General features: G+C 62.2%; 13 protein-coding genes. 7 read left to right on the forward strand and 6 right to left on the reverse strand.

The genetic code is table 11. The annotated features are described in order from the left end of the window. Nucleotides 1-669 precede the first annotated feature (669 nt). On the forward strand, nt 670-3,759 hold the full coding sequence (locus tag ACFOTD_RS32875; protein ID WP_378124224.1) for a histidine kinase: 3,090 nt from the start codon (nt 670-672) through the stop codon (nt 3,757-3,759). A 3-nt stretch (nt 3,760-3,762) separates the two neighbouring features. Further along, the gene (locus tag ACFOTD_RS32880) at nt 3,763-4,929 is read left to right on the forward strand and encodes a response regulator (protein ID WP_378124225.1); all 1,167 of its coding nucleotides are present in this window, start codon (nt 3,763-3,765) and stop codon (nt 4,927-4,929) included. Nucleotides 4,930-5,630: 701 nt separating this feature from the next. Here ACFOTD_RS32880 and ACFOTD_RS32885 read toward each other — a convergent pair. After that, the gene (locus ACFOTD_RS32885) at nt 5,631-6,782 is read right to left on the reverse strand and encodes a GNAT family N-acetyltransferase (RefSeq protein WP_378124226.1); all 1,152 of its coding nucleotides are present in this window, start codon (nt 6,780-6,782) and stop codon (nt 5,631-5,633) included. 51 nt (nt 6,783-6,833) lie between these two features. Next, the gene (locus tag ACFOTD_RS32890) at nt 6,834-7,817 is read right to left on the reverse strand and encodes a substrate-binding domain-containing protein (RefSeq protein ID WP_378124227.1); all 984 of its coding nucleotides are present in this window, start codon (nt 7,815-7,817) and stop codon (nt 6,834-6,836) included. A 200-nt stretch (nt 7,818-8,017) separates the two neighbouring features. On the opposite strand from ACFOTD_RS32890, the gene modA reads away from it, so the two are divergent. Next, nucleotides 8,018-8,914, forward strand: a complete 897-nt coding sequence (modA, locus tag ACFOTD_RS32895; protein ID WP_378124228.1) for a molybdate ABC transporter substrate-binding protein — start codon at nt 8,018-8,020, stop codon at nt 8,912-8,914. A 12-nt stretch (nt 8,915-8,926) separates the two neighbouring features. After that, nucleotides 8,927-9,586 carry a molybdate ABC transporter permease subunit gene (modB, locus tag ACFOTD_RS32900; protein WP_378124229.1) on the forward strand — a complete coding sequence of 220 codons (660 nt, stop codon included), beginning with the start codon at nt 8,927-8,929 and terminating at the stop codon, nt 9,584-9,586. Nucleotides 9,587-9,673: 87 nt separating this feature from the next. Here the strand turns inward: modB and ACFOTD_RS32905 are convergent, their stop codons facing one another. Beyond that, nucleotides 9,674-11,824: a YhgE/Pip domain-containing protein gene (locus tag ACFOTD_RS32905; RefSeq protein ID WP_378124230.1), complete on the reverse strand. Its 2,151-nt coding sequence runs from the start codon at nt 11,822-11,824 to the stop codon at nt 9,674-9,676. Nucleotides 11,825-11,983: 159 nt separating this feature from the next. Between ACFOTD_RS32905 and ACFOTD_RS32910 the strand changes: the two genes are divergently transcribed. Next, nucleotides 11,984-13,993 carry a GTP-binding protein gene (locus tag ACFOTD_RS32910; RefSeq protein WP_378124231.1) on the forward strand — a complete coding sequence of 670 codons (2,010 nt, stop codon included), beginning with the start codon at nt 11,984-11,986 and terminating at the stop codon, nt 13,991-13,993. Between the two features lie 93 nt (nt 13,994-14,086). Here ACFOTD_RS32910 and ACFOTD_RS32915 read toward each other — a convergent pair whose 3' ends face one another. After that, a complete protein-coding gene (locus tag ACFOTD_RS32915; protein WP_378124232.1) occupies nt 14,087-14,575 on the reverse strand; it encodes a hypothetical protein in 489 nt (162 codons plus the stop codon). Nucleotides 14,576-14,824: 249 nt separating this feature from the next. Between ACFOTD_RS32915 and ACFOTD_RS32920 the strand changes: the two genes are divergently transcribed. Together ACFOTD_RS32920 and ACFOTD_RS32925 are read left to right on the forward strand one after the other, a co-directional pair. Further along, complete coding sequence (locus ACFOTD_RS32920; protein ID WP_378124233.1) at nt 14,825-15,400, forward strand: nitroreductase family protein; 576 nt, start codon at nt 14,825-14,827, stop codon at nt 15,398-15,400. A 178-nt stretch (nt 15,401-15,578) separates the two neighbouring features. Next, nucleotides 15,579-16,556: an alpha/beta hydrolase gene (locus ACFOTD_RS32925; RefSeq protein ID WP_378124234.1), complete on the forward strand. Its 978-nt coding sequence runs from the start codon at nt 15,579-15,581 to the stop codon at nt 16,554-16,556. Here the strand turns inward: ACFOTD_RS32925 and ACFOTD_RS32930 are convergent. Next, complete coding sequence (locus tag ACFOTD_RS32930; RefSeq protein ID WP_378124235.1) at nt 16,553-17,407, reverse strand: diguanylate cyclase domain-containing protein; 855 nt, start codon at nt 17,405-17,407, stop codon at nt 16,553-16,555. The two genes, ACFOTD_RS32925 and ACFOTD_RS32930, sit on opposite strands and share 4 nt — an antisense overlap. Beyond that, nucleotides 17,404-19,503 carry a cellulose biosynthesis cyclic di-GMP-binding regulatory protein BcsB gene (locus ACFOTD_RS32935; RefSeq protein ID WP_378124236.1) on the reverse strand — a complete coding sequence of 700 codons (2,100 nt, stop codon included), beginning with the start codon at nt 19,501-19,503 and terminating at the stop codon, nt 17,404-17,406. The genes ACFOTD_RS32930 and ACFOTD_RS32935 overlap by 4 nt, the downstream gene beginning before the upstream one ends. Between the last annotated feature and the right edge of the window lie 6 nt (nt 19,504-19,509).

Genomic DNA, 19,509 nt, shown 5'->3' on the forward strand with positions numbered 1-19,509 from the left:
CGCAGTTTGCACGCATTCGATCCGTCGTCTCCACGCTCCTCAAACAAAACCTTTCCGTCCTCAAATCCCTCTCACTCGCCATTCACGGGCAGTTTCAGTTCTAGCTCACCTAAGTAGTAACCAAATGCGCAGGTATTTGCAAAGCACAAGCCGAAAATCCGGCTGACGAAGGAAAATAACTGCGCATTCTCCATCTATGCTGTACAAAAGGGGCGAAACCTGCAGAAAAAGATGTATATTTGCAGGCATTGCGGCGACCGGAACGACGCTGGCGGCGATGCGCCAACCCACCCGTCGGAGCGGCTGTCCGCCAATACCGCCTCGCCGGAGCGGCCGCTAACCCACCCATCGGAACGGTTGTCCGATGAGCCATCGACAGGCGTTATGGGCAAATCCGGTTTCGAATACCCGCCAAACCTAATAGTTCCGTCAGGGCGCTGCTACTACTTCCCGGACGGTCTTTTTGCATGCGCAAATAACGGTTAAGCGGCTGTTAAGAGCTATGATGCAAAATAGAGAGGAAGATAGCGTTGCCCGGGCGGGTAGCCGGCGCGCGGGGTAAGTATCGAGTATCGATAAAAGGCTACCTATAACGGACGATCGGATTTACAATGGGAGTATAAAACGACAAAGTTGTAAAACAACGGATCAAATTCGACGGCGGGCGCGGTGAAGAACTTGGGAGTGCGAGGCATCAAGAATATAGCAGGCAGACTCGACCGGTTCCTCATCGGCCTTGCGATCGCCGTCATCCTCCTGGGCGCTGGGATGCTCTGGATGAACCGGTCCGAGCATGGAGGCCCGCAGGCGAAGCAGGGAACGCTCGACTTGTCCGGTTGGGACTTTCGATCCGACGGGACGGTTCGGCTGGACGGGGAGTGGGCGTTTTATCCCGATCAGCTGCTGACGCCCGCCGACTTCGCGAACGGCAGGCAGCCTGCGGGCAAGCGTTATATTCAAGTGCCCGGCGTATGGAACGGGGAGGACATGAAGGGCTACGGCTATGCGACCTATCGCTTGTCGATCCGCATTCAGCCGACCGATCTGACGCTGGCCGTCCACAAGCAAGTCATCCGGTTCTCGGACCGGATGTTTCTGGACGGCAAAGAGCTGGCGGCCTCCGGCTCGCCGGGCGCGTCCCGCGGAAACTACGAACCGGGCAACTTTCCTTATACCGTTTCGTTCGTGGAGGAAGGCGATACGATTGATCTGTTGATCCAGGTCGCGAACTTCGATTATCCGACCGGCGGCATCGCGCTGCCCCTGCGTCTCGGGCTGTCCGACGACATTCAGCTGGCCCGGGCGGCACAGACGATTTTCGAATGGTCGGGTGCGATCATCCTGCTCCTGTTCGGCTTCTTCTCGCTTTCGCTGTTTTTCTTTTTTCAGCGGCACCTTCCGTTCCTGTCGTTCGGCTTGTTCTTCTTATGCTTCGCCTTGCTGATTGTGATGAACGGACAGCGCATGCTGTTCCAGCTGATGTCCGGCATGCCGTTCGAGGTCATGTGGAAAATTAAAGATTTGTCCATTTTGCTCGTCATTCCGTTTCTTAATATTTATACGGCTTTTGCATACGCCGACGGTCTCGCTCGCCGGTTGATGCTTTATTCCGCCGGCGCGATCGGACTATTCTGCTTCGTGGTCGTCTGGGTACCGTACCGCGTGTACGCGCCCACGTTCGAGTTCGTCGTGCTGCTGTTCATGCTGCTGTTGGCGGTCCTGGTTCTTTACGTGCTCGGGCTCTATCGCAAGCCGGCCTCGTCCAACTACTCGAAGCGCGAAATCAAGATGTATCTGCTGGCGCTGGTATCGCTGCTGATGATGCTCACCAGCTCCGCCTTTTTGAACCAGGGCGACGGCACGTTCCTGCCGTCCATTCTGTCCGACGTGCTGGGCCTATCCTTTGTCATCTTCATCGTAACGATGCTCGCGCAAAACTATTTTGCGACGTACCAGGCGATGGTCAAGCTCACGGCCGAGCTTCAGGCGGCCAACCAGATCAAGGACGAGTTTCTGCTGCGGACGTCTTACGAGCTGAATACGCCGCTGCAAGGCATTATGAACTTGTCCCAGTCGCTTCTCGACAGCTCCGCGCATGTGCCGAAGGACAGGCGCGTCGGCAGCCGGGACAAGCTCCAGATCATACGCAACACCGCATACCGGATGTCCAATCTGGTCAACGACATCATCGATCTCACCCGGATCAAGGACGGTCATCTGGAGGTGTCGCTCAAGTCGGTGGATCTGGTCGCCTGCGTCGCGATCGCCTTCGAGGTGAACGGGTTTCTCGCGCGGGAGAAGTCCGTGCGGCTCGAGCATCGCCTGAATCCCGAGAGCCGCTATGCGACGGCGGACGAGAACCGGCTCATGCAGGTGCTGTCCAATCTGATCGACTACAGCATGAAGTTCGACGATCTGACGGCGATCCTGGTGAGCGGCCACAGGCGGGACGAAATGTCCGTGCTCCAGATCGAAGCGATCGTCTGGGGCGCCGGGATCACGGCGGACTCGAAGTCCCGCCAGCCTGGCTTCTACGGCGCCAACCTGGCCGCGGCGATCGAGCTCACGAGATTAATGGGAGGCGAGATGCGCATCCTGCCGGGCGAGCAGGAGCGCGGCAGCGTCATCTTCGAGCTCGTCCTGCCGATGGCCAAGGCCCCCAACATCGACCGCGACGACATTATTCTGCGGGAAATCGGGGAGCGGACGCAGTCAGGGCCCACTTCGCAGGGGCCTGCCGGCGGCGTCTACACGGTGCTCGTCGTCGAGGAGGAGCCGCTTCACCTGGAGCTGATGGTCAATCTGCTGATCAGCGAGGGCTACCGCGTGCTGACGGCACGCTCGGGCGAGGAAGCGTTGGAGCGGCTCGAAGGCGGCACGCGGCCCGACATCGTCCTGCTCGACGTGCTGCTGCATGGGGGCGGCAGCTATGAGATCAGCCGCAAGATCCGACGACAGTACACGCCGATCGAGCTCCCGCTGCTGTTCGTAGCGGCGCGGACGACGCCGGCGGACGTCGAAGCCGGACTGGCCGCGGGCGGCAACGACTTCATATCCAAGCCGCTCGACGCCTCGGAGGTCCGGGTGCGCATCCGCACGCAGCTGGCGATGAAGCGGCTCGCGAAGGAAGCGACCGCGAGCGAGATGGCGTTTCTTCAGTCGCAGATCAAGCCGCACTTCTTGTACAACGCGCTCGGCACGATCATGTCGCTCTGCTACACGGACGGCCCGCGGGCGGGAGAGCTGCTGGCGGTGCTCAGCAAGTATTTGCGGATTATTTTCCATGAGGATCACAAAGAAGAGAGCGTTCTGCTATATAAAGAGATCGAGTTGGTCCGCGCTTACGTGGACATCGAGAAGGAGCGGTTCGGCAATCGTCTTGCCGTCGAGATCGACGTGGACGAACGTCTTATGTCGTTCAAGGTCATGCCGCTGACGATCCAGCCGCTCGTCGAAAACGCGATCCGCCACGGCGTCGCCAAGAAGCTGAACGGCGGACGGGTGCTGCTGTCGGTGCAGCGGCGCGGCTCCGAGGTGGAGATCGTCGTCGAGGACAACGGCGTCGGCATGGCCGAGCGCCAGGTGCGCGACCTGATGGACACCGTTCACGACGCTTCGGACGGCGTAGGCTTTGCCAATATCGCCAAGCGACTCAGCCATCTCAACGGCAGCCGGCCTCACATCGAGAGCACGCCGGGCGCCGGAACGCGGATTACGATAAGGCTGCCGATCAAGGACGACAGCGAGAGGAGGGAATAATCCATGATCACCGCATTGTTGGCGGACGACGAAGAGCATGCGCTCAGCCTGCTGGAGCTGTTGCTCCATCAGACGGGCGAAGTGAAGGTTATCGGACGCTGCGGCAACGGCATCGACGCGATCGCGCAGATCGCGCATCTGAAGCCCGACGTCGCGTTCCTGGATATCGAAATGCCCGGGATGAACGGATTGGAGGTGGCGGAGCGGCTCGGCTCCGCGGCGTTGGATACGCAGGTCGTATTCGTTACCGCCTATGACCGGTATGCCGTATCCGCATTTGAAAACGACGCGCTCGATTATCTGCTTAAGCCGCTTGAGGTGGATCGCCTGAACCGGACCGTTGGGCGCGTGAAGCGCGCGGTCTCGCGCCGCAAGTCCGAAGGGTCGGAGCAGCAGCGATCTGAAGCAGCGACGGCTGCGGAGGGCAATCCGCCTTGCGAGCTGCAGGTGCAGCTGCTCGGAGAGATTCAAGTGTCCGTCGAAGGCAAGGGCAGGCTCAAATGGCGGACCTCCAAGGAAAAGGAGCTGTTCGCCTATCTCGCCGTTCACTACGGCAGCCGGATCCATCGCGACGTGCTGCTTGACGAGCTGTGGCCGGACGAGCACTACCAGAAGGCCAAAGTGTACTTGCATACGTGCGTGAGCTATTTGCGTCGCGATTTCCGCCAACTGGGCATGGAGGACGCCGTCATCTACGAGGACGAAAAGTACTCGTTGGCTCCGCAGCTCGAGTGCTCGGATTACCGTGAATTCGTAGACGCCGCGGCAAGTCTCTTGCAGCCTGGAGGCGGGAACGCGGAGCAGCTTGAGCGCACGGTAAGCTTGTACAGCGGACGGCTGTTTCGCAGCGAGGATTACCAATGGGCCGACGACGAGATCCGGCACACCGAAGCGGCCATCGAGGCGCAGCTGCTCAGGCTGACCCAGATTTACGAGACGCAGCGCGATTACGGGCGGATGATCGCCGCGGGCCGCAGGCTGCTGCAGCATTCCCCTTACAATGAGGAAGCCTATCGCATCCTGATGAAAGCCTACGCGGGCAGCGGCAAGCACGACGAAGTGTACCGCGTGTACGAGGAAATGGGGCGCCGGCTCGACGAGCTGCAGATCCAGGCGTCGGACATGACCTTGAGCCTGTACGAGGGATTAAGAGTGCGCAAACGGGGCTAAAGCGAGCGGCTGCCGAATCGGGTGCCTCGCTTTTCACTGCCTAAGTTTGCATGCGTGACGGCAGCGGATTTTAAGCGGAACTTCAGCTTACGCTCATACGCATTTAAGCAGAAGTGGATAATATGTACTCAACCCCCCCTTTGATATAGCAAGAACCCTCTGGCCCGCGGCGACGCGGGTCACTTTTTTTGCGGCGAATGTATAAATTTTCTCGCCGTGGCCGCTGTCCGGCTCGGGCCGTACGACATTAAGCGAAGCTTCAGCTAGCGCTCATACGCATTTAAGCAGAGGGAGATAATATGTACTCAACCCCCCCTTTGATATAGCAAGAACTTTCTGGCCCGCGGCGACGCGGGTCCCTTTTTTTGCCGCAACGTTTGCGGGTGGAGGATGGGGGCGGAAACGGGATCGGAGCTGCGGTTATTCTGCCGTATGCATGCGAGTTCGGCACATTAACGATATCCTTAGCGATGTGCCACATCCTTATTCTGCCGCGAGCGCCTCAATTCGGCTCCTTAGCGATGTGCCGCATCCTTATTCTGCCGCGAGCGCGCCAATCCGGCTCTTTAGCGATGTGCCACATCCTTATTCTGCCGCGAGTGAGCCAATCCGGCTCCTTAGCGATGTGCCACATCCTTATTCTGCCGCGAACGCGCCAGTCCGGCTCCTTAACAATGCGCAGCGCGATTCGGCAGGGAAGGCTAAGCCAGGCTGCCGACTTCTCGCTCGTACAGACTCGCGCTCCAGCCCTGGCCGTCGAATCTGCCGCAATATTGCAGTCCGAGTCGCGTATAGTACGCGTTCAGCGAAGGGTTTTCGGCCATGCAGTCGAGCCGCAGCCAGGATCTGCCCTTCTGCGATATGATACGTTCGGCGTGCAGCAGCAGAAGCCGGCCGATCCCGAGCCCTTTGCAGTCCCGGGCCACGGCCAGGCGGTGCACATAACCCGCGTCCGCATGGAACAGCGCGCCCCAGATTCCTTCTTCCTTCTCCCAATTGATCGAAAAGGCGCCGGCGAGTCTTCCGTGCAGATAGGCGGCATAGACGTCCTGCTCGCGGAACAGCTTCGCCATGTGCTCGGGCGAGAACATTTCCGCGTGCCACTGCCGGATCCCCTTGGCATCCTGAATCCATTCGACGGCTCCAAGATACAGTATCCGCAGCGCTTCGACGTCTTCCTGCGTCGCCGGGCGGATGTCCAGCTCGGCTGGAAGCAAGGTCCGGATGTCCGTATCGGACTCCGCGCGCGGAAGCGGCTCGGACGACTGCGGAAGCCAGGCGTACTCCAGCATCGAAGCCGATGCCAGCGCCCGCTCCGTCCCGAACAGCCGAGAGACGACGTGCAGCGCCGCATCCATTCCCGTCGTGACGCCGCCGGACATGACAAGCCGGCCGTTGTCGACATAGCGGACGTCCCGCACGATCGTTGCGCTTGCCGGCGCTGCGTCCTGCAACAGATCGAACGCTCTGCGGTTCGTGGTGATACGCATACCCTCCAGCAGACCGGCCTTCGCGAGCAGCAGCGCGCCCGTGCATACCGAGAGGACGATCTCGGCCGCGTGCGCCGCCTCCCCGATCCATCGCGTGAGCCGCTCGTTGTGCATCTCCTTCCGGGAGCCCAGTCCGCCCGGAACGACCAGAATGTCCGGAACCGGGCAATCGGCCAGGCTATATCGGGGCTCAATGACCACGCCGCTTACGGTCTTCACGGCGGCGGCATGCTCTCCGACCGTATAGACATGCAGATCCTTTCCCCAATCGCCGGAAACCGCGAACACATCGAGCGGACCCGCCACATCCAGCGTATCGACGCCCTCGTAGATCAATACCGCTACGTTCCTCGGATGCTCCATTCTACGCCGCTCCCTTTTCCCCATTAATAAAACCGCGCGTCCCGCGATCCGCTATTCTTCGTGAATGATCTCGCCCGTGCGAGACAGATCGTAGCCCGGGATCGCGGCCAGCTCCCGCCTGAACAGGTCGGAGCGAAGCTCGGCGAGCAGACCCTCGATCCAGGGAAGGTTGGCCGGCGTCTTCAGCGCGACCAGATCGTAGCTCTCCTGAATGAGCGGGATAAAGTCGATCCGCCCGACGATCGCAGCCGCCTTCTCGATGCCGACGCCGAAGTCGGCTTCCCCGGCCGCCACCTTCGCGGCTACGGCCATGTGGCTCGTCTGTTCCTCGGCATATCCGTCGATGCCGCTCGCGCGAATGCCGCGAATGCGCAGCTGCTCCTCGAGCAGCACCCGCGCGCCCGCTCCCCGCTCGCGGTTGGCCAGCCGGAGCCCGGGCCGCGCGAGATCCGGCCAGTCCGCCAGTCCGAGCGGATTGCCCCGCTGAACGTACAAGCCGGCCGTGCGGCCGAGCAGGCGAACGACCATATACGGCGCGCCGATCAGAATGCGGCGGATGTAAGGCAGATTGTACTCGCCGGTGTCGCCGTCGTACAGATGGGTGCTGACGATGTCCGCCTCGCCGCGGTACATCGCGATCAGACTGTCGAGGCTGCCCGCGTAGGCGCGCAGCGGACGCACGCCGCCGGCGTGAGGACTGCGCTCGAGATGCTTGGCGAGCAGGTCGAGACTCATATCCTGGCCCGTAATGACCAGCGGACGAAGGGATGAAGCCGGCGGCTGCGGAACGACCGCGCCGCGCCCCGTCTCCGCTTCCGTTGCCGATCTCGCCGCAGACGGGCGAGAATGCCCCTGCGAGGCCGGAGAGCGCATGCGCTGCTTGTAGGCTTCCAGGTCGGCGGCGTCCACGCGCATCTGCTTGCCTACGCGATAGGAGGGGAGTTCGCCTTTCTTGATCAGATCATAGACGGTCAGCTTCGATATTTTGAGCATCTGGGCGATCTCTTCGGTCGTATACGAGATACTGGCGGTCATATCGGGCAAGCTCCTTATATGCAAAAATCCAATATTTATTTATTGTAGCATAACGTATGAACAGATCGTTGCCTGGGCCGTTTACAGTTGATATTCAGTTATATATAATAATTTTTAATTATAAATAGATATAACTAATAGGAGAGTGTGGAGCTGCTGTGAACAAAATAATGAGAATTAGCGCAATTTGGATCGTTTGCTTGGCCGTCATATTCGGATTGGCCGCCTGCGGAGGGAAGAACGACGCCAACGGCTCGCCGTCGGCTTCCGCATCGCCTTCGTCGTCCGCCTCCGAGCCGGCTTCGCCATCCGCCTCCGAGCCGGCTTCGTCATCCGCCTCCGAGCCGGCTTCGCCATCCGCGTCTACTGCTTCCTCCGCGTCGGCCGCGCCTTCCGCCGAAGCAGTCGAACTTACGGTGTCCGCCGCGGCGAGCCTGACGGACGCGCTCGGCGAGCTCAAGACGCTTTACGAGACCGCGCATCCGGAAGTGACGCTGAGCTTCAACTTCGGCGCCTCCGGCGCTTTGCAGCAGCAGATCGAGCAGGGTGCGCCCGCGGATCTCTTCCTTTCCGCATCCTCCAAGAACATGCAGGCGCTCGTGGACAAGGGGCTTATGCAGGAGCAGCACAACTTGCTGAAAAACGAGCTCGTCGTCGTCGTACCTTCGGATGGGGGAACTGCCGTCGCCAAGCTTGAGGATCTGTCGGATGCCGCGGTCAAGAAGGTTGCCGTCGGCATTCCCGAGAGCGTGCCCGCGGGCGGCTACGCGAAAGACGCGCTAACGGCCGCGGGGCTGTGGGACAGCCTGCAAGCCAAGCTGGTGCAAGGCAAAGACGTACGCCAGGTGCTGCAGTTCGTTGAGACGGCTAACGCCGACGCCGGCTTCGTCTACAAGACGGACGCGCTGTCGTCCGACAAGGTTAAGATCGCGTTCGCGGTCGATCCGTCGCAATACAAATCGATCGTATATCCGATCGGCATCATTAAGGCGACCAAGCACGCGGATGCCGCCGGGAGCTTCTACGCTTATCTGCAGACGCCCGAGGCCATCGCCGTATTCGTGAAGTACGGATTCTCGGCAGCGGCTGCGGCGTAAGCACGGCACGGGATGGACTGGCAAGCGTTCTGGCCGCCGATTCGCCTCTCGCTCCAAGTTGCGCTGATCTCGAGCGTCGCGTCGCTGGCGCTGGGCACCTTCGCGGCGCATTTCTTGTCCAGGCGCCGGTTCAGAGGCCGGGCTCTCGCCGAGACCGCCTTCATGCTGCCGCTCGTGCTGCCGCCGACGGTCATCGGCTTCGTCCTCCTCGTGCTGCTGGGAAGGCGCAGCGGGGCGGGCCGGTTCATCGAATGGCTGACGGGCGCGCCGGTCATCTTTTCCTGGTGGGCGGCCGTAATCGCGTCCGTCGTCGTCGCTTTTCCGCTCGTCTATCAGACGATGAAAAACGGGTTCGCCTCCGTCGACCGCGAAGCGGAGGAAGCGGCGCGGGTGGCGGGAGCGAGCGAGCTCCAGGTGTTCTTGTATATTACGCTGCCGCTCGCGGGGCATGCGTTCGTGACGGCTTACGTGCTGGCGTTCGCCCGCGGACTCGGCGAGTTCGGGGCGACGCTGATGATCGCGGGCAACATTCCGGGACGCACGCAAACGGTGCCGACCGCGATCTACGTGGCCGTGGATGCCGGCCATACCGGGATGGCATGGGCGTGGACGGCATCGGTGATCGGCATTTCGTTCCTGCTGCTGTCGTTCACGGGACGCGCCAGGAAGTGAACTGCACGAAGATAGCGCTGCGCGGATGATCGCGCGGCGCTATTTTTTTGCTTTTCCGCCGAACCGAACTCGCCGCGCGCTTCCGTATCAGTGGAGCAGCCTGCTCTCCTTCGCCTTGCGCGTCGAACCGGCCAGAAGGCGGTTGATCGGACGCTTGAGCGCGAGCCCGAGCAGGAGCGCGGCAGCGGTATACGCAACCATGGACATCAAACATCGGCGCACGATATCCCAGAGAATGCCGCCGACCGCCTCCCGCATCATGGAGATGGCGTAGGTGAACGGCAGATACGGATGGATTTTCTGGAAAAAAGGCGGTGCCATCTGGATGGGAAACGTCCCGCCCGCCCCGCCGAGCTGCAGCACGAGCATGACGATGGCGAGCGCTTTGCCGACGTTGCCGAACACCGAGACTAGCGTGTAAACGATCAGCATGAACACCGCCGACAGCAGCATCCCGAACAGCACGAACCATCCGGGGCGCGCGACATAAGTGCCTAGTATATAGATGTCCCCCAAGGTGACGCAGAGCGACTGAAGCACGGCGAGCGTCCCGAATGTCAGGTATCTGCCGAAGTAAACGTGCCGGCTCCGATAGATGACGCCGGGCTCGTCGACGTCGACGGACATGACCGATACGAGCAGCACGGCGCCGACCCAGAGCGACAGCGTGGTGAAAAAGGGAGACATCGCGGACCCGTAGTTCGGGATCGGGTACAGCTTGTTTTCCTTCAAATCGACCGGCGCCGCGAAAAACGCGCTTTCCTTCTGCGCGTCGTGACGCAGCAGCTTGACGATGTCCGCCAGGTTATTCTCTTTCTCGAACGCGCGGATCTTGTCCGCGATCTCGCCGATCTTGCGCTGCGCCGCAGGCAGCTCCGCCTTGGCCTTGGCCAGCTCCGTCCCGCCCAACGTCAGCGCCGACGCGGCGTCCGTCAGCACGCGCTTCGCATCCGGCATCGCGTCCGACGCATCCTTGAGCGCGGCCTGTGCCGTGCCGGCCGCTGCGGCGGCCTTGCCGAGCGCTTCATCGACGCGCGGCGCAATCTGCCCGTCGTAGGCGGCCAGCAGGTCGCCAAGCCGCGTCTCTCCCTCGCCTGCCAGCGTATTCAGCCGGCCGACGAGTTCTTCTGCCGGCCGCTCGCCCTGCACGGCCGCGCCGGCGACGCTATCCAGCAGCTTCGCCTGCTCCAGCATGCCGGCTTGCGTCTGCTCCAGCTTTGCCGCGTGCGCGGACAGCTGCGACGCACCCGACAGGCCGTCCAGCTGCGCGAGCATGCCGGCGAGCCGACCGGCGACGTCCGCGCCGGTCCGGAGGCGCTTCGCCGCGCCGGAAGCCGCCGTCCCGACCGCGTCCAGGTCCGGATTCGCATCCTGCAGCAGCGACGTCACCGAGCGGGCCGCGCCTGCGAGCTGCTGCAGGATAAGCAGATCCTGCTTGATCTGCGGCCCCATTTGGCCGAGCGCCGTGCGGCTTTGTTCGAGGAGGGCGCCGGTTTTTTCCGACAGCGCCCGGCCCTCCTCCGCGAGCGCGGCCACGTCCGGCAGGCGTTTCTGCGCTTTGGCCACGACCCCGCTCGCGAGCTCGACGTCCCGCTGCGCCGTGTCCGCCGCGGCGTTGATTTGCGGGAAGGCGGCTTCAAGCTTGAACAGCAGCGTCTTCACTTTTTCGATGGACGGCAGGCTTGCTTCAAGCTCGCTGCCGGCTTCGTTAAACAAGCCGAACAGAATGCCGCTCGTCGTTTCGACGAAGCTCCGGCTCACCTCCTGCACGATGCTGCTGGCGCCTTTGGAGGTGATTTTCGGCGCGATCGCGTTGATTTTCTCATTGACGTAATAGTCCAGCGTGGCAGGCGAAGGCTCCGCTGCCAGGATGGTGGCGAGGCTCGCGGAAAAGTTGTCCGGAATGACGATCGCCGCGTAGTAGTCGCCGTGCTTCACGCCCCGCATCGCCTCGGCCCGGTCGACGAACGTCCAACCGACGCTAGGATTGTCGGCAAGCTTGGCGGCGATCTCCTTGCCGACGTTGACGGGCTGGCCGCGGATCGTCGTGCCTTTATCCTCGTTCGCGACCGCGATGGCGATCCCGCCGGTCTGCGCGTAGGGATCCCAGGAAGCCTCGATGTTGAACCAGGCATAGAGGGAAGGCAGGCCCACGAGTCCGAGTATGATGACGGCTGCGGCCGGATTCTTGATTACGCGGCGAAGATCGCGCAAATAAATGGCGAGGACGGTCTTCATGCGCGCAAGCTCCTTCGCTTGGAAATGTGTTCTCATATTGCCCGGGACCGCCGGATTCCATGCCTGCGGCCGATGCGTTGATGAACCGAAGCGGGCGGATCGGGAAAGCTTGCGGTACAATGGTAAAAGGAATCTTGGCGTAAGGGGACGATACTCACGATGACGGCATCGATAAATAGGCCGGACGGGCGGCGCAACATCGGCATCTTTGCGCATGTCGACGCCGGCAAGACCACGACGACCGAGCAGATGCTGTTCGCGAGCGGCCGCATTCGCGCCGCAGGCAGCGTGGACGACGGGACCGCGCAGACGGATTCGCTGGAAGTCGAGCGGGCGCGCGGCATCTCGGTCCGCGCGGCGGTCACGCGCTTCGCTTGGCAGGGGATCGACGTGAATCTGGTGGATACGCCGGGGCACGTCGATTTTCTGGCGGAGGTCGAGCGCTCGCTCAGGGTCATGGACGGCGCGATCCTGATCGTGTCGGCCGCCGAAGGCGTTCAGGCCCAGACCGAGGTCGTCTGGCAGGCGCTGCGCGAATTGAAGCTTCCGACGATTCTATACGTCAACAAGATGGATCGCGTAGGGGCGGATCCGGCTGCCGTCCTCCGCCAGATTCGCCGGCTGCTCTCGCCGGCCGCCGTGCCGATTCAGGCGCCGGTCGGGACCGAGGACGGCTTCCGAGGGACGGTCGACCTGCTGGCGGCAGCGGGCGGCGGAGAGCCGTCCGAATGGGCCGAGGCCTTCGGTCAGATGATGGCCGAGACGGCGGCAGAACGCGATGAAGCGCTGCTGATGCGTTACCTGGAGGAAGGTCGTTTGCCCGCTTCGGATGTCATGGCCTCGCTGCGCGATGGCGCGCGCCGTGGCGAGCTGTATCCGGTCCTGTTCGGGGCTTCGGCGCGAGGGCTCGGCGTGCGGGAGCTGATGGACGCAATGATCGAGATGCTGCCGCCGCCCGCGGGCGATCCGGCAGGCGACGTATCCGGCGTCGTCTTCAAGCTCGAGCGCGATCCGGTCATGGGGCGGATCGCATACGTGCGGCTCTATGGCGGGAAGATCGCGAACCGCGATGTCGTATCCGGCGGCGCGGAGGGGACGGGAGACAAGATTACGCAGATTCGCAAAGCGGACGGCAAGCGCTGGGAGGACGTCGGCGTGCTGGAGGCCGGGGACATCGCGGCCGTCTGCGGCTGGAGCCGGGCCCGCATCGGCGATATCGTCGGCTCGTCCGAGCGCGTGCCCGGCGTCCGGCAGCTGGCGGTGCCGCTGCTGACGGTGCAGGCGTTCTGGCGGTCCGAGGCGGAGTACCCCGCCGTGGTCGCGGCTTGCCAGGAGCTGGCGGACGAAGATCCCGCGCTGGCGCTCCAGTGGATGCAGGACGAGCGCGAGCTGCATCTGAAGGTGATGGGGCCGATCCAGACGGAGGTGCTGGCCAGCGTGCTGCAGAGCCGGTTCGGCCTGACGGTTACGTTCGGTCCGCCGTCCGTCATTTATAAGGAAACGCCCGCTCGCGCGGGCGAGGGCTATGTCGCTTATTTGGCGCCTAAGCCATGCTGGGCGATCCTTCGCTTCCTCCTCGAACCGCTTCCTCGCGGAAGCGGCCTCGTCTACGAGTCGAAGGAGCGCGGCGAGCGCTTGCTGGACAGCTATCAGAACGAGGTGGCGCGGCGCGTGCCGGAAGCGCTGCGACAAGGGCTGCTGGGTTGGGAGGTCACGGATCTCAAAGTTACGCTGATCGAAGGGGAGCATCATGTGTGGCATACGCACCCGCTCGATTTCGTCATCGCGACGCCGATAGGCATTATGGACGGCTTGGCCCGAGCGGGCACGCGCCTGCTCGAGCCTGTGCTCAAGTTCAAGCTCTCGGTCCCGGCGGAATTCGCGGGCAAGCTGATGAACGAGCTGCTGCTGATGCGCGCCGTCATCGGCGCGCCAGAGCCGACGGGAGAGCGGATGGAGATCGAGGGTCGCTTGCCCGTGGCCGACTCGCTGGATTTTCCCGCGAGGCTGGGCTCGATGACCAAGGGGCGCGGCGTGCTGTCCGCCTCGTTCGCGGGTTACCAGGAGGCGCCGGCAGACGTGGAGGCTCAGCGCAAGCGCTCGGGCGTGAATCCGCTGGACCAGGCCAAGTTCATATTGGCGGCGCGCAGCGCGCTTACCGCGACGTAAGGCTCGTGTGCGCCCCCTGCATCGGCCGGTTAGCCGCAGCGCAGCGTGCGGGCTGCGAACGCACGGATCGGGGGGAGAAGATGCGGGCGCATGCTAGAACCAGCCGCGCTTGGAGCGGTATGTACGTACGCGAGAAAGCGCGGACGGCTCCTCCTCGGCGCGCGGGGCGTCCGGTGCAGTCGTCGGGCTTATGATGGCGCGGCTTGCAAGTCCGGTCGGGCCGACTGCGGGAGAGGGCGCCGGACGGACTGTCTCCTCGCCGAGCTGCTGCTCCAGACGGGCCACGCGGCTGCGCAGCTCGATCAGCTCCAGCTGCAAGCCCGCGACGGTGCGTTCCCAGTGATCCAGCACCATGCGCATATCCTCGCCTCCTTCGGTCGCCGAAGGAACATTTGCGCCTGCGGACGCCGCATCGACGGCCGCTGCGGCCGGATCCTGGCGGGGCGATTCAGGATCGCCGGGCTTGGCGGCGGACATCGCAGCATCGGGAGCTTGCGCGCCGTTCGATTGCTTAAGTTCCCGGCCGAGCAGTCCGGCGAGCTCTTCCTTGGACAGCGCCGACGGTTGATCAGGTATGGTCATCGATCCTCCAGCCTCCCGACCCGGGTTCCATGGATTTCCGAACATTGTTAGGGTCAACTACCATTTTACATGAAAAAAAGGCTCGCTGCTCAGTACACTTATTAGACTTCAAGGCGAGCGCGGCCGATCCAAGGAAACAAAACGACGCATGCCGCGATTTGAAGCGGAGGCGCGCAACGGGTTATGATCAAAGGGGCATGAAAAACAAGGATTCCAATCTAATGGAACGCAAAGGAGCGCATCTGGCATATGGAGCTTTTAGAAGCGATTAAAGGACGTCGCAGCATCGGCAAAGTAAAGGACGAGCCGGTCGCCCGCGAATTGATCGAGCAAGTCATCGAGGCGGCGACTTGGGCGCCCAGCCATCACAAGACAGAGCCTTGGCGGTTCGTCGTCATGACGGGCGAGGGCAGACGCGTGCTGGGCCGCGCTTACGCAGGGATGGCCGAGTCCGCTGTCGCCGGCATGAACGAGCAGGACCGCGCGGACCGTCTCTCCCGCGAAGAGGCCAAGGCGCTGCGTTCGCCGGTCGTCATCGTCGCCGTGAGCTCGCCGGCAGTGGATCACCCGCGCGCAGTGCTGTGGGAAGAGCGGGCGGCCGCGCATGCCGCCGTGCAAAACCTGCTGCTGGCAGCGTACGATGCCGGCCTGGGCGCGGTATGGCGCACCGGCGACGGCCTCGGGCATCAGGAGATGGTCAAGGCGTTTGAATTGACGGGGAACGAAGAGATCGTGGGCTTCATTTATATCGGTTATCCGGACATGACGGCGTCCGCCGCAACCCGCGTTCCGGGTTCGGACAAGACGCGCTGGATCGAGCAGTAATACAACATAAGGCTTCTGCAGGCGGGTGCGCATGCAGAAGCCTTATGTATGATTGGAGGGGCTAGCGCGCAACTTATAGCTACCGCTTCTTACACGGACACCGGTCTCGTCTCTTAGGAGGCGAGGCTCTTTTTATCTAATCCGCTTGATGCAAAACCGGAAAGGAGGCATGTACCCGATGACGCATGTCGTTCTGTGGACCGTCGCGGCTGCTTGCGCGGCGCTTGTACTCGCGCTCGCGCTTGTCTGCCTGTATCTGTACCGGGTAGCGATTGCGCGGAGCAGCAAAGCCTTCCTCGGCGCCGATCCCAGCCTGCCGGAAAACGAAGCGTCCAGCTGGCACTCCGCTGCGGCCTGGTATGCCGGGCAGCCCTTCGAGCTGGTGGAGATGAAGTCGTTCGACGGGCTGAAGCTGCGCGCGCATTATTTGCCGGCGGCCGACGCTTCTCGCCGCGCCGTCGTCCTCGCGCACGGTTACTCCGGGCAGGGCGAAGACATGGCGGCCTTCGCGCGCGAGTATCACGCGGCGGGTTACCATGTCCTCATGCCGGACGCCCGCGGACACGGGCATAGCGAAGGCCGCTACATCGGCTTTGGCTGGCACGAACGGAAGGACTATGCGCGCTGGATCGACGAGCTGGTCCGGCGGGTCGGCGCGGACGCCCAGATCGTGCTTCACGGCATTTCCATGGGCGGCGCCACCGTGCTCATGACGAGCGGAGAGCCGCTGCCGCCGCAGGTCAAGTGCATCGTATCCGATTGCGCGTACAGCTCCGTCAAGGAGATTCTCGCGTATCAGCTGAAGCGCATGTACAAGCTGCCCTCTTTTCCTCTTCTGCCGCTCACAAGCTTGGTCTGCCGCCTCCGCGCCGGCTACTTCTTCGGCGAAGCGTCCGTCGTCCGGCAGGTATCCAAGGCTGAGCGGCCGATCCTTTTTATCCATGGGTCCAGCGACACCTTCGTGCCGACGGCGATGGTCCACAAGCTGCACGAAGCCGCCGCGCCCCCGGACAAGCCGCTGCTGATCGTGCCCGGCGCGCAGCACGGTTCTGCGTATACGACGGATCCGGAGACTTACAAGGGCGAGGTGCTGGCGTTTCTCTCCCGGCATCTGAGCCCCGAGACCGTGCGCATGACGTCCTCCGGGGAAGTTTAGACGTCGTATTCCAGCTGCTTGCGCGCCTGAGCGATGAACTCGAGCGGCGTGGCCGTCTCGTCCGGACTAAATTCGACGGCGCCGATCTTCAGGATGAGCTCGACTTTGAGACGGGTGCCGACTGCCGTTTCGTTCAGCTCCCTGGCGCGCTGCCGAAGCCTGTCGATTACGACGTTGGCGCCTTCGCGATCCGTGAAAAGCAGCATGCCCCACGTCGGATTGTCGGCGTTCAGCATATACAGCGAATCGTTGGTCCGAATGCTGGTCTGGCTGAGCTGGCTCACGTTGTAAATCGTCTGGGTCATCTGGTCCCGGCTGATCATGCGCTTGATCTCGTCCCAGTACTTCACGCTGACGATCAGCAGGGTGAGCGGCATCTTGTAGCGTTGGGACAGGGCCATGAACACCGTCGCGTCCTTCTGGAACGACAGGTTGTTTTTCAGATCGGTGTGCTCGTCCATGGTCGCAAGCGATTGATTCAGCTTCTGGAGCCGCTCGTTGTCCTCCTGCAGCCGGCGGTTGGCCATCGTGATCATCCAGGTGATCAGCGTCAGCAGCGGCGTCAGCACCAGCCAGACGTAGTTCTGGGCGCTGACCGTCGCGCCTTCGACGACCGTCCGGTACAACGTGAACGTGCCGTAGCCGAAGATGAACAGAATGTTCAGGATCAAGCCCGCGGTGACATTGGTGAAGTACGTGATGATCGCGATCAGAAAAGCGGCGTTCAAGAAGATGATGTTATACATATAACGGTCCGGATCGCCCGCCATGTAGACGATGGCGACGAAGGAGAAGATAAAAAGAAGCAGATAGGCGCCGTCCGACATCAGGCTGCTCTGGTCGCGTCTCATTTTACATCTCTCCTTTTCCGGCGGTGCTTGCGGATCAACAGGATCAGGGACAGCAGGACGAGCAGGAGGATGGAGACGGCCGCGACGGTGAAGGCCAGCACGTCTCCGCGATCCAGAATGTCCGCCACGGCGGACGGCTGAGCGGGCGCGGCCTCCAGCTTGAAGCGGTAGGCGTGAATATCTCCGTCCATGTCAGTCACGGCGCCGTCTCCGTATACCTTCCACAGCGTCGATTCGCTCGCGATGAGCTTGGAGGCCAGATACGCATACCGGGATTCGGCGCCGGTGACCGCCAGCAGTCCGTGACCGGACTCGTACGGGGATACGATCAGCTGCAGCGATCCGATCCGTTTGCCGTATTCCTCGTCGATGCTCATCTTCTCGTTCGATACGAACCCGGTGCCGGCTGCGTTGTATTTAAAATAAAGACTATTGTTCGCGTTCCGGATGACCGGGTTGTCCGCATAAGAGCCGATCGCGATGACGTTGCGGTCCTTAAGCTGGTCCGAGGTGACGTCCGTGCCGAAGAATCGGACTTCGCCGGCATTGCCTTCCGCGTATTGTCCGAGCAGGTTGAACAGATTGCCGATCGTCCGGTACGTATTGGCATCGCGCGCCTCGGGCAGCACGACGCCGACCTGGTTGTAGATGCCGTCCCGCAGAAACGGATACGGATAGTTGTTGAACAGCAGCTCGGTACGATCCTTCGTATTCAGCTGCAGCGCCGTGTCGGCGTCGATGAACGCCCACGGCATCTGATCCTGCGGCAATACGCAGGATACGTTGTTTTTTAATTCCAGGTCGAAGGCGGCCGTAATGGTGAAGTTGCCCGACAGATTCATGTTTTTCGGTATCGTCAGGTTCAGGCTGTCCCCGTCCGCGAGCGCCTCGGTCAGCTTCTTGCTGCCGATCGGCTTGCCGTCCACGAGGACGGTGACCAGCGACCGGTCGAAGTCCAGGTTTTTGGCGTAACGAAATTGCAGGCTTAGCTTGCTGGCCTCGGCGACCGACCGGTTGGCCGGCAGCGCTACGAAGTAATCCTTGGTTCGGTGGTTGACGCCCGTAACCTGGTCGCCGACGTCGGTCAGACTTACGACCTTCGTAATATTCGAGACCGGCGAGGCCACTTCCGTGTTCTCGGTCACTTCCTTGACGGGGCCGGAGAGCTGCTCAAGCAAGGAGGCGTTGCCGATGAGCCTGCCCGCCTTGACGAGCAGAGCGGCATTGTCGGAGGTGGCGACGAGCGTCGGCTGACCGTTCGCGTCTACCAGGCGAATGACGGCTTTGTCGCCGAGCGCGGCATCCGGGATCAGCGCCCGGAGAGAAGCCGGCAGCCGATCGCGCATGGCGACGGCCACGACCAGCTTTTTGTCCGCGATATCGTTGTCGTCGATACCATAGGCCAGCAGCGGAACGCCTTTCGTACCTGCGCCGCCGGATTTGGCCAGGCCCGATAGCGCATAGACGGCCGCTTCGAGCTCCGAGGCATTGGCGTCCTTGGGGACGGCGATCGCGTTGTCCTGACGGGCAAGCGTGTCGAGTCCCGTGAACCGGGTCGCGAAGTCGGCGATGGCATTCGCGAGCGGCAGCGGCGTGTAGCCGACGATGATGCTGGAGCTTTTGTAAATCTGGAACCATTTATCCGCATAATAGGTCGGCGTACAGATCTGCACTTGCTCGTCCCCCGACACGATATGGCCCTGGATCGTCAGCGTGTTGGTGCCCTCGATCAATGCCGAGGCGGGTACCTCGACGACCATCCGCTGTCTGGCGCTCTCGCTCGCGACCGGACGGAACGACGTGACGGCGGTCCCGTTGACGCTGATCGTGACGCTGGACAGCTTGTCTTGCGCCAGCGGCGAAGCCTTGTAGTCCAAGGCGACCTTGACCTGTCCGACCTTCCAATAGGCGGGCACCTGGAAAAACTGCTGCTTGTACGAAACGTTGCCGTCCAGCGTCGTGTCCGTATCGGAGATCGGCGTCGTGTAGGACGTGGGGCCCGAACTAATGCCCGGCTCCGCGGCAATGGCCGCATAGGGCGCCATTGCGGCAGCGGCGAGGCACAGCAGCATGAACAATATGAGGCCTTTTTTCACACGGCT

Origin of the sequence: Cohnella sp. GCM10012308 (assembly GCF_042649185.1) — a bacterium.
Taxonomy (GTDB): domain Bacteria; phylum Bacillota; class Bacilli; order Paenibacillales; family Paenibacillaceae; genus Cohnella.